The following is a 9232-nucleotide window of genomic DNA, read 5'->3' as shown; positions in this document are numbered from 1 at the left end:
GTCTGGAGGTGCTATTTATAACAAAACGCCCCCGACCATCAAGGCCGAGGGCGGTTAAAATATCAAAAACCCGCTATCCGGTTAACCGTCATGCTGCTCCGCTTAAGTGAACGGCATTGCGACATGCGTCGGGCTTTTTCTGGCTGCGCTCTGTTACTTCTTGCGGGCGTATTTCAATGAATCCAGTGCCACAGCGAAGATGATGATCGCGCCTTTGATAATGTACTGCCAGTACGGGTTAACGCCGATATAGGTCAGACCGTAGTTGATAACGGTGAAGATGATAACACCGGTCACGACCCCAACAACCGTACCCACGCCGCCGCTAAACGATACGCCGCCGACCACGCAGGCCGCAATCGCATCCAGCTCATACATAAAGCCGAGGTTGTTGGTTGCCGAGCCGATACGCCCTGCTTCCAGCAGACCGCCGAAGGCATAGAACACACCGGACAGCGCATAAATCACCAGCAGGTTCAGCGCCACGTTCACACCGGAAACTTTCGCCGCTTCCGGGTTACCGCCGATAGCGAAGATGTTTTTACCAAAGCGCGTTTTGTTCCACAGTACCCAAACAAAGGCAACGGCAATCAGCGCGTAGAAGGTGATGTATGACAGGCGGAAACTGCCCAGTGCAATAAACCCTTGGGCGAAGGTCGAGAAGCCGCTGTCGAAGCCGGAAATCGGCGATGCACCTACGAAGTCGTAGTACAGGGAGTTGATACCGTAAACGATAATCATGGTACCCAAGGTGGTGATAAATGGCGTCACGTTGAGGTAAGCAATGATAATGCCGTTAATCAGACCAATCACAGCGCCAATCGCACAGACAATCAGTACCACCACGAAAATCGGCATCGTTGCCATCTCAGGGAATACCTTGTTGGCGTTCTCCATGGATTGCAACAGCGTCGCCGCGATAACCGCCGCAAGGCCAACCTGACGACCAGCAGACAGGTCAGTACCCTGGGTGACAATCAGGCCCGCGACGCCCAACGCGATAATAATACGTACAGAAGACTGGGTCAGGATGTTACTGAGGTTCAATAAACTTAAGAAAGTCGGGTCCTGGATAATAATAATAGCCAGCAGAACCAAAAGAACGACGTAGATGCCGCCATCCTTCAGATAACTCAGAAAGCTTTTTTTATTTAATGTACTCATGTCGAGCCCCTGCGATTAAAGATGCAATGACGCAAGACGGAGAATTTCGTTTTGCGTTGTTGTTTTCGTTTCGACAATTCCAGCAACCAGGCCATTACTCATGACAAGGATGCGGTCGGTAATTCCCAGCAGCTCAGGCATTTCGGAAGAAATAATAATAATCCCTTTATCTTTCTTCGCTAGCTCAGCGATTAATTGATAAATTTCAAACTTCGCACCCACGTCGATACCACGAGTCGGCTCATCTAGCATTAAAATTTCAGGTTGGGTTAACAGCCAGCGACCGATAATAACCTTTTGCTGGTTGCCGCCCGATAATGAACCAATCTGCGTGTGGTGCCCTGGCGTTTTAACACGCATGGAGTCAATAACCCATTGGGTATCGCTCTTCATGCGGGAAGTATCCAATAACCCCACTTTATTTTTATAATTCTTGATATTAGATATTAACGAGTTAAAACCAATATCAAGGTAGGCATAGATACCGGTAGAGCGACGCTCTTCCGTCACCAGAGCAAAGCCGTTATTGATGGCTTCGTTGGCGTTATGGTTATTAATTTTCTTGCCGTGTAGCGTAATGGTGCCGCCCGATTTTTCGCGCACGCCAAATAACGTCTCGACGATATCGGTACGTTTCGCCCCCACCAGCCCAGCGATACCAAGGATTTCGCCCTTACGCAGCTGGAACGAGATGTCACGGATTGATGGCTGGCGCAGTGAAGTCAGATGCTGAACATCAAGAATCACTTCACCTGGCGTGTTCTGCCGGTCCGGGAAACGCTGGTTCAATGAACGTCCCACCATCATGGCGATAATCTTGTCCATATCCAGCCCTTCCAGCGGCTGGGTGGCAATCCACTGCCCATCGCGCAGAACGGTAATTTCATCACACAGCTGGAAGATCTCTTCCATTTTGTGCGAGATATAGACGATGCCGCAGCCACGATCTTTCAACTTACGAATAATGGTGAACAGATGGTTCACCTCTTTCTCCGTCAGCGACGAGGTCGGTTCATCCATAATCACGATTTTCGCGTTATAGGAGAAGGCCTTGGCGATTTCAATCATTTGCATCTGCGAAACCGATAAGGTGCCCACGCGAGCGCGCGGATCGATATCAATATCCAGCTCATCAAAGATGGCTTTAGTATCGCGATACATTTTGTCCTGATCGACAAACATGCCTTTAGTGGGATAACGACCCAGCCACATGTTGTCCATTACCGAACGTTGTAATACCAGGTTAAGTTCCTGGTGAACCATTGAAATTCCATTTTCCAGCGCTTCTTTTGCTGAATGGAAATCAATTTCTTTACCCTGGAATAAAATACTGCCGGAATCTTTTTGGTAGATGCCAAATAGACATTTTAATAACGTTGATTTGCCCGCGCCGTTCTCACCCATTAATGCATGGATAGAGTGCGGACGAACTTTCAGGTTAACATTATCGAGTGCTTTTACGCCCGGAAATGACTTGTCGATCTGGCTCATTTCCAACAAGAATTCACCAGACGGCTCTCTATTATTGTTGTCCATAATTGTACCTGGCTGCGATATATCTGCGTCAGTATTTATATGGCGCACCAAAGTGCGCCATATATAATTAAAGATTACTTACCGGTAAATTCGCTAAGGTTGTCTTTATCTACGCCAACGTAAGGTACGCGGACGATTTTGTTCTCAATTTTCCACTTGGTGCCGTCAGCCGCGCCTTTACCTTCAGCGAGGTTTTTCGCCAGATCAAAGGTCGCTTTCGCCTGGTTGTTAGCATCGTTCAGCACGGTACCGGCCATTGCGCCAGATTTCACCAGTGACAGAGCTTCTGGCAGGGCATCAACGCCAAAGACTGGAATCGATGATTTGTTGTGTGCTTTCAGCGCTTCAACCGCACCCATTGCCATCGCATCGTTGTTCGCGATCACGACTTCAATTTTGTTAGCGTTCGGGCCTGACAGCCATGCATCCATCTTGTCTTTTGCCTGAGCGGTATCCCACATTGCGGTATCCAGCGCCAGCTGCTGGGTTTTCAGACCCTTGTCGTTCAGCTCTTTGATAACGTAGGTGGTACGCGCTTCAGCATCCGGGTGGCCTGGTTCGCCTTTCAGCAGAACGAACTGTACCTGACCGTCTTTGTTCAGATCCCAATTCGGGTTCGCCGCCCAGTGTTTAGCAATCAAATCGCCCTGGATGATACCGGACTCTTTAGAGTCAGTACCGACGTAGAAGGCTTTGTCGTAGCTATCCAGCGCTTTACGCGAAGGTTCTTTGTTGAAGAAGACGATTGGCACGTTCTGGCCGCGCGCTTTTTCAATCACTGTGCCCGCCGCTGCCGGGTCAACCAGGTTAATCGCCAGCGCTTTCACGCCTTTTGCCAGCAGCACGTCAATCTGGTCGTTCTGTTTGGACTGGTCGTTCTGGGAGTCGTTCATCAGCAACTGCACGTCAGGAGCAGCTTTGCCGTCTTTTTCGATAGCTTTGCGCACAACGGACATAAAGTTATCGTCGTATTTATAGATCGTCACACCAATACGGGTATCGGCTGCGTGCGCTGCGGCACCGAAAAACATGCTGGCCATCAGGGCAGACAGGGTTAACACCTTCTTATTCATGGTATCTCCGGTTTTATTATGCAGGGTAGTTCAGATGATAATAGTCGGCAGGCAACGTTAATAAGATGTTACTGCACGACGAAATTCACTGATAAAAATTTGTTCTTCCGTGTTGAGTCACGATCCCGGTTACGCTTTAATCTGTGTTTAGGGCTGAAACGCATTATAAAAAGTGATTAATCACCGTTACATCATGTTTCAATCGAATAAACGCTGCCATCATAGTCATCGCAATGTTAACAATCTGTGAATTTAATCACAGATTGAAAACGGTTACATCGGGTGAACGTGTTACTTCGTGATGGGATGCACAAATTGCCGTTGAGCTACCGAATGACGTCGAACCAGCGTCGGCATAAAACAGTGAGTTGCCTCACTATCAAGCTTTCCTGCCGCCCCAAGAAGCGCCAGTTCCGTCGCCTGTTTTGCCATAGAAACAATCGGGTAGCGGATGGTCGTGAGTTGAGGATCGGTATAGCGGGCAATGGGAATATCATCGAAGCCGATAACCGAGACTTGCTGCGGCACGGCAATTCCGTTGTCTTTTAATGCGCTGAGCGCCCCGGCGGCCATGTTATCGTTGTAGGCAAATACGGCGGTCAGCCCAGCATTGCGCCCAAGCAGTTCGACCATGGCCGCTTCACCCCCGGGCATGTCCGGCGTACCGGTCCCGACCCAACTTTCCGGCGCCACGATACCCTGTTCCTGCAAGGCGCGCGTCCACCCTTCCCGCCGTAGCACGTCATCTTCAATATTATGGCTGGAGGCGAGATAACCGATTCGCTGATGTCCATGATTGAGCAGCATACGCGTACCCATCAGCGCACCGCTGACGTTATCAAGACATACGCAACGATGGGCGTAGCCCGGCACGACGCGGTTAATCAATACCATGCCCGGCATATGGGTCATAAACTCACTCAACTCGCGGTCGCTTAAGGCTTTCGAGTGAACGATAAGCGCGCTGCATCGTTGGCGAATCAACACTTCAATGGCGTGGCGCTCTTTTTCTGCCTCATGGTAGCTGTTACCGATAAGCACATACTTTTGATGCTGCTGAGCCACCATATCCACGGCTTTCACCAGCGCGCCAAAAAAGGCATCGGACACATCCATCACCACCACGCCAATGGTGTCGCTGACCTGGGTCGCCAGCGCCTGAGCGTTTGCATTGGGACGATAGCCCAATGAAGAAACCGCTTTCATCACGGCATCACGGGTATCCTGGCTGACCAAGGCGCTGTTGTTCAGCACGCGGGACACGGTGGCAACAGAAACGCCGGCCTGGCGGGCGACATCACGAATGGTGATCATACTCACCGTCCGGTAATAAATTGCTGCAGTTCACGATACACCCCCTATGTCCAGCAAGAGCGCTATTCTGGCAGTGTCTTTAGCGCAACTACGTGAGAGAGGTCACAGGGCTGGAAACGGTTACATCCATTTTGTTAATGGTTGTGATCTGGATCGTTATCTAAATGTGCTGCGGAATGATATCCCTGACGCACGCGCGGTCAATTGTCGCCACAGCCATTCCACCGGCCCCTGAAGAAAATAGCGCAGCCACAGCCACGAGAAAATGAGGTTTGCCAGCCAGACCGGTACTACAAACGCCAGCAGCGTCAGGCGATCAAAGTCCATAAACAGGCCAAAGTGGTAGAAAATCGTGGTGCAGATAAGCGTTTGTAGCAGGTAGTTGGTGAGCGCCATCCGCCCCACGCAAACCACCGCCGCCACCAGCCGGAAACGGCTGATTTGCGGCCAGTAGCCATAGGCCAGCGCCGCGTAGCCGAGAGTTTGAATCGGGGCACTGATTTCACGTGGAGCCTGAAGCAGGAACGCACACCAGCGGTAATCCCAGTTAAGATGCCACTGCGCAACGACAGCCGGCAGATTAATCAATATCCCTAGCGGAATGCACACCGCCGCACAGCGCCGATAATGACGCAGGCTGAACTGGCCTTTAAGCCAACCGCTGCGCATTAGCGCTGCACCTATCAGCATCATCCCGGCAAGCTGCCAGCCATACTGAGCGCCCAATGCCAGCAGGTTCGCGGAAAGCATATCGGTGCGGTTGCTGATAGCCTCCATACCGCCGTTAAGCTTCCAGTAGTGTTCATACAGCAGACTGGAGGCATCCGGCACCCAGGAGCGGCTTTGGCCGTTATCGGCAATCATTCCCAGCAGAATCAGTACGGCAACGCCCACACCGTAGAGCAGCACACCGGTGTTGAACAGGGATTTAACCTCACGCGCCTCACGCACCAGTCGCCAACACACCAGGCCCACCAGCGCATAGGCCAGCAGAATATCGCCATCCCAGAACAACAATCCGTGAATAAATCCCAGCAGCGCCAGCAGCGTCAGGCGGCTTTGGATCCAGCGCGCACCGCGCGGCAACAGCAGTTGCAATCCAGCACCAAACAGCAGCGCAAAAAGGGTGAGGAATTTGACCTGGGCAAAGACGTCGAGAATGGCCCACGTCCAGGCATCGCGCGAAGTGATATCGCCATACCAGGCCGGGTTCAGATAGGCCGCCTTCGGCAGGCCGAAGGCGCTAATGTTCAGCAGCAGGATACCGAGTATGGCAACGCCGCGAATAAAATCCAGCGTGACGTTCCGCTCCATGTACCCTACTCCGTTAATGCATTAGTTGTGGTGACGCACCGCGCGCAAGAATTCCTGGCGGGTATTCTGACTGGACTTGAACAGGCCACCCAGCGACGTCGTCGTGGTCGCGCTAGTCGCATCGCGTATACCGCGTGCTTTCACACAGTAATGCACCGCATCAATAGAAACCGCCACGTTGTTGGTGCCCAACAGCGTTTGCAGCGCCGTCAGAATCTGCTGCGTCAAACGTTCCTGCACCTGCGGACGCTGAGCAAAGAACTGCACGATGCGGTTAATTTTCGACAGACCAATCACCGACTCTTTCGGGATATAGGCCACCGTCGCTTTACCGTCGATGGTGACAAAGTGATGTTCGCAGGTGCTGGTTAGCGTGATATCACGCACCGTCACCATCTCGTCCACTTTCATCTTGTTTTCGATGACGGTGATTTTCGGGAAGTTGGCATAATCCAGGCCGGAGAAAATCTCATCCACATACATCTTGGCGATGCGACGCGGCGTTTCCATCAGGCTGTCATCACTCAAATCGAGATTTAGCAGCTGCATAATCTCTGTCATATGGCCGGAAATCAGATTCTTACGGGTTTCATTATCCATTTCGCGCACCGGCGGGCGCAGCGGCGTTTCCAGGCCACGGGCGACCAGCGCTTCATGTACCAGTACCGCTTCTTTACTCAGTGATGACATCTTTTCTCTCCTGCAGGTGTGCGCTTTGCTTTATAGGGGGCAAAGTTTGTACTCATTGTGCGTGAGGCGACGCACAGAATCCAGTATTCGTAGTGATAATTATTGCAATCGTTAATATCTGTCAGGCTGAGGTCTCGAGACCATCTGTTCATCGACCGACAACAGCAACCATGGCGTGAAGGCGAGCCGCGATTAACGCCTCAGATGTAAATGTAAAGTTATCTTTATGATGCAGCATGTAGTGGTAATGCGGAAGTGAAAGTTACTCATCGCCATTGAATTATCTGTATGATGGAACGCTTAATTCTGACAAAAAACGCGAGGATCACGCATGGAAATGCTCGAAGAGCACCGCTGTTTTGGCGGCTGGCAGCAGCGCTGGCAGCACCATTCCACCACGCTAAATTGCCCGATGACCTTTAGTCTGTTTTTACCACCTGAAGGGAAAAAAACGCCGCCACCGGTACTGTACTGGCTTTCAGGCCTGACCTGTAATGATGAGAACTTCACCACCAAGGCAGGCGCACAGCGGGTTGCTGCCGAACTGGGCATAGTTCTGGTCATGCCGGACACAAGTCCTCGCGGTGAAGGCGTTGCCAACGATGCCGGCTACGATCTTGGCCAGGGCGCCGGTTTTTACCTGAACGCCACCCAGGCTCCGTGGGCTGCGCATTTTCGCATGTATGACTACCTGCGTGACGAACTGCCAGCGCTGATTGAGGCGCAATTTAACGTCAGCACTCGCCGTGCTATCAGCGGCCACTCAATGGGCGGCCACGGTGCGCTGATGCTGGCGCTGAAAAATCCTGGGCGCTATTGCAGCGCCTCAGCCTTTGCGCCCATCGTGAATCCAAGCCGCGTTCCGTGGGGACAAAAAGCCTTTAGCGCTTATCTGGGGGACGATCAATCCCGCTGGAGCGAATGGGACAGTACCGAACTGCTGCTGGCAAGCCGAAGCGCCGATGCCATTCCGATGCTGATTGACCAGGGCGATAACGACCAGTTCCTCGCCGACCAACTTCAGCCTGCGGTATTTGCCGAAGCCGCACGCCAGAAAGAGTGGCCGCTGACGCTGCGCATTCAGCCAGGCTATGACCATAGCTATTACTTTATTGCGTCGTTTATTGAAGATCATCTGCGCTTCCACGCAGAGTCGTTGTTGAAATAACCGGCTTCTGGCCTGATAAGCCTTGTGCTATCAGGCCTAGATCGCTGAGTTTTCCTGCTCATCCGCTAACGTGTAGGGATAGGCCTTCCGATACTGTAACGGCGTTTTTCCCATATTCTTACGGAAACAGGTAATAAACCACGCATACTCGGTAAACCCGACCCGTTGCGCAATCTCCCGCACCGAATGCTTTGAATGCAGCAGCAGTTCGCAGGCCTGGCGTATCCGCCGCATCATCAAATATTCCTGAATCGTCCCGCCGGTTTCATCGTGAAATCGCCGCGAGGTGTGTCCGCGCGAACAGCCCATCGCCGTCGCAATCTCTTCCAACGAACAGCGCTGATGATAGTGTGTTTCCAGCCAGCGGATAATGGTGGAGGAAAATGTGTTATGCCCTGCCGCCTGCTCCTGCTGTGGTAACAGGCTAATCAGCTGCATAATCAAAAAAGCGCTGTCGCTGGTGCTCCAGCTCGCTTCACGGGTGAGGGCTTCAAAACGCTGCAATAGCGTCTCAATCACCGGCTGTAAGTCGCCGACATCAAAGACCCGCGCCTTTTCTCCACGGCCACACAGTTGACGTAACAGCATTTGCTGACGAGGAAAATCACGCAGCCACGGCTCCAGCAACACGGAGTTAAAGTGCAGCGTGGTTCGGTGATAAACATTGCGCTCGTCCTGCTCGACGAACACCTTATGCAGCTTGCCGGGCGGGAAGATAAATAACCGGCCCGGTTTCACCGTATATTGCTGGTGTTCCATAAGCGCAATGCCCACGCCACGCGATACCGAAAGAATTTCCGCACACTGATGCCAGTGATAATAGTTGGCCGGCATATTTTGCATTCGGTTGAAATAAATAGACTTATCGTTGAGGTGGATCTGCTCAAGATAGGTGGTGTCTTCCGTGCGTCCGGAGGGTGTCATGGCGTCAGCCTCGCATGTTAATAAACTTATATTTTCATCATTGAAATAA

At 51.9% G+C, this 9232-nt stretch carries 8 protein-coding genes; 1 reads left to right on the top strand and 7 read right to left on the bottom strand.

Translation table 11 applies throughout. The annotated features are described in order from the left end of the window. Positions 1-153: 153 nt before the first annotated feature. The 6 genes from mglC to folE all read right to left on the bottom strand — a co-directional run bounded on the left by mglC (position 154) and on the right by folE (position 7091). On the bottom strand, positions 154-1164 hold the full coding sequence (mglC, locus tag ABOC97_RS03920; RefSeq protein WP_052285156.1) for a galactose/methyl galactoside ABC transporter permease MglC: 1011 nt from the start codon (positions 1162-1164) through the stop codon (positions 154-156). A 15-nt stretch (positions 1165-1179) separates the two neighbouring features. Continuing rightward, a complete protein-coding gene (mglA, locus tag ABOC97_RS03915; protein WP_234504126.1) occupies positions 1180-2700 on the bottom strand; it encodes a galactose/methyl galactoside ABC transporter ATP-binding protein MglA in 1521 nt (506 codons plus the stop codon). 74 nt (positions 2701-2774) lie between these two features. Then, positions 2775-3773, bottom strand: coding sequence for a galactose/glucose ABC transporter substrate-binding protein MglB (gene mglB, locus ABOC97_RS03910; RefSeq protein WP_349594309.1), 999 nt, complete (start codon positions 3771-3773; stop codon positions 2775-2777). Between the two features lie 291 nt (positions 3774-4064). Continuing rightward, positions 4065-5087: an HTH-type transcriptional regulator GalS gene (galS, locus tag ABOC97_RS03905; protein ID WP_349594307.1), complete on the bottom strand. Its 1023-nt coding sequence runs from the start codon at positions 5085-5087 to the stop codon at positions 4065-4067. 156 nt (positions 5088-5243) lie between these two features. Next, a complete protein-coding gene (yeiB, locus tag ABOC97_RS03900) occupies positions 5244-6401 on the bottom strand; it encodes a DUF418 domain-containing protein YeiB (protein ID WP_349594305.1) in 1158 nt (385 codons plus the stop codon). 21 nt (positions 6402-6422) lie between these two features. Beyond that, positions 6423-7091, bottom strand: a complete 669-nt coding sequence (gene folE, locus ABOC97_RS03895; RefSeq protein ID WP_234504133.1) for a GTP cyclohydrolase I FolE — start codon at positions 7089-7091, stop codon at positions 6423-6425. Positions 7092-7422: 331 nt separating this feature from the next. Here folE and fghA point away from each other — a divergent pair, with 331 nt between their 5' ends. After that, positions 7423-8259: an S-formylglutathione hydrolase gene (fghA, locus tag ABOC97_RS03890; protein ID WP_349594302.1), complete on the top strand. Its 837-nt coding sequence runs from the start codon at positions 7423-7425 to the stop codon at positions 8257-8259. A 36-nt stretch (positions 8260-8295) separates the two neighbouring features. On the opposite strand, the gene ABOC97_RS03885 is transcribed toward fghA, so the two are convergent. Next, positions 8296-9183, bottom strand: coding sequence for an AraC family transcriptional regulator (locus ABOC97_RS03885; RefSeq protein WP_349594298.1), 888 nt, complete (start codon positions 9181-9183; stop codon positions 8296-8298). Positions 9184-9232: the final 49 nt, after the last annotated feature.

The sequence above is a fragment of the Kluyvera huaxiensis genome, from assembly GCF_040149365.1.
GTDB lineage: Bacteria > Pseudomonadota > Gammaproteobacteria > Enterobacterales > Enterobacteriaceae > Kluyvera > Kluyvera intermedia_A.
This window is presented reverse-complemented; position numbering and strand designations above follow the sequence as displayed.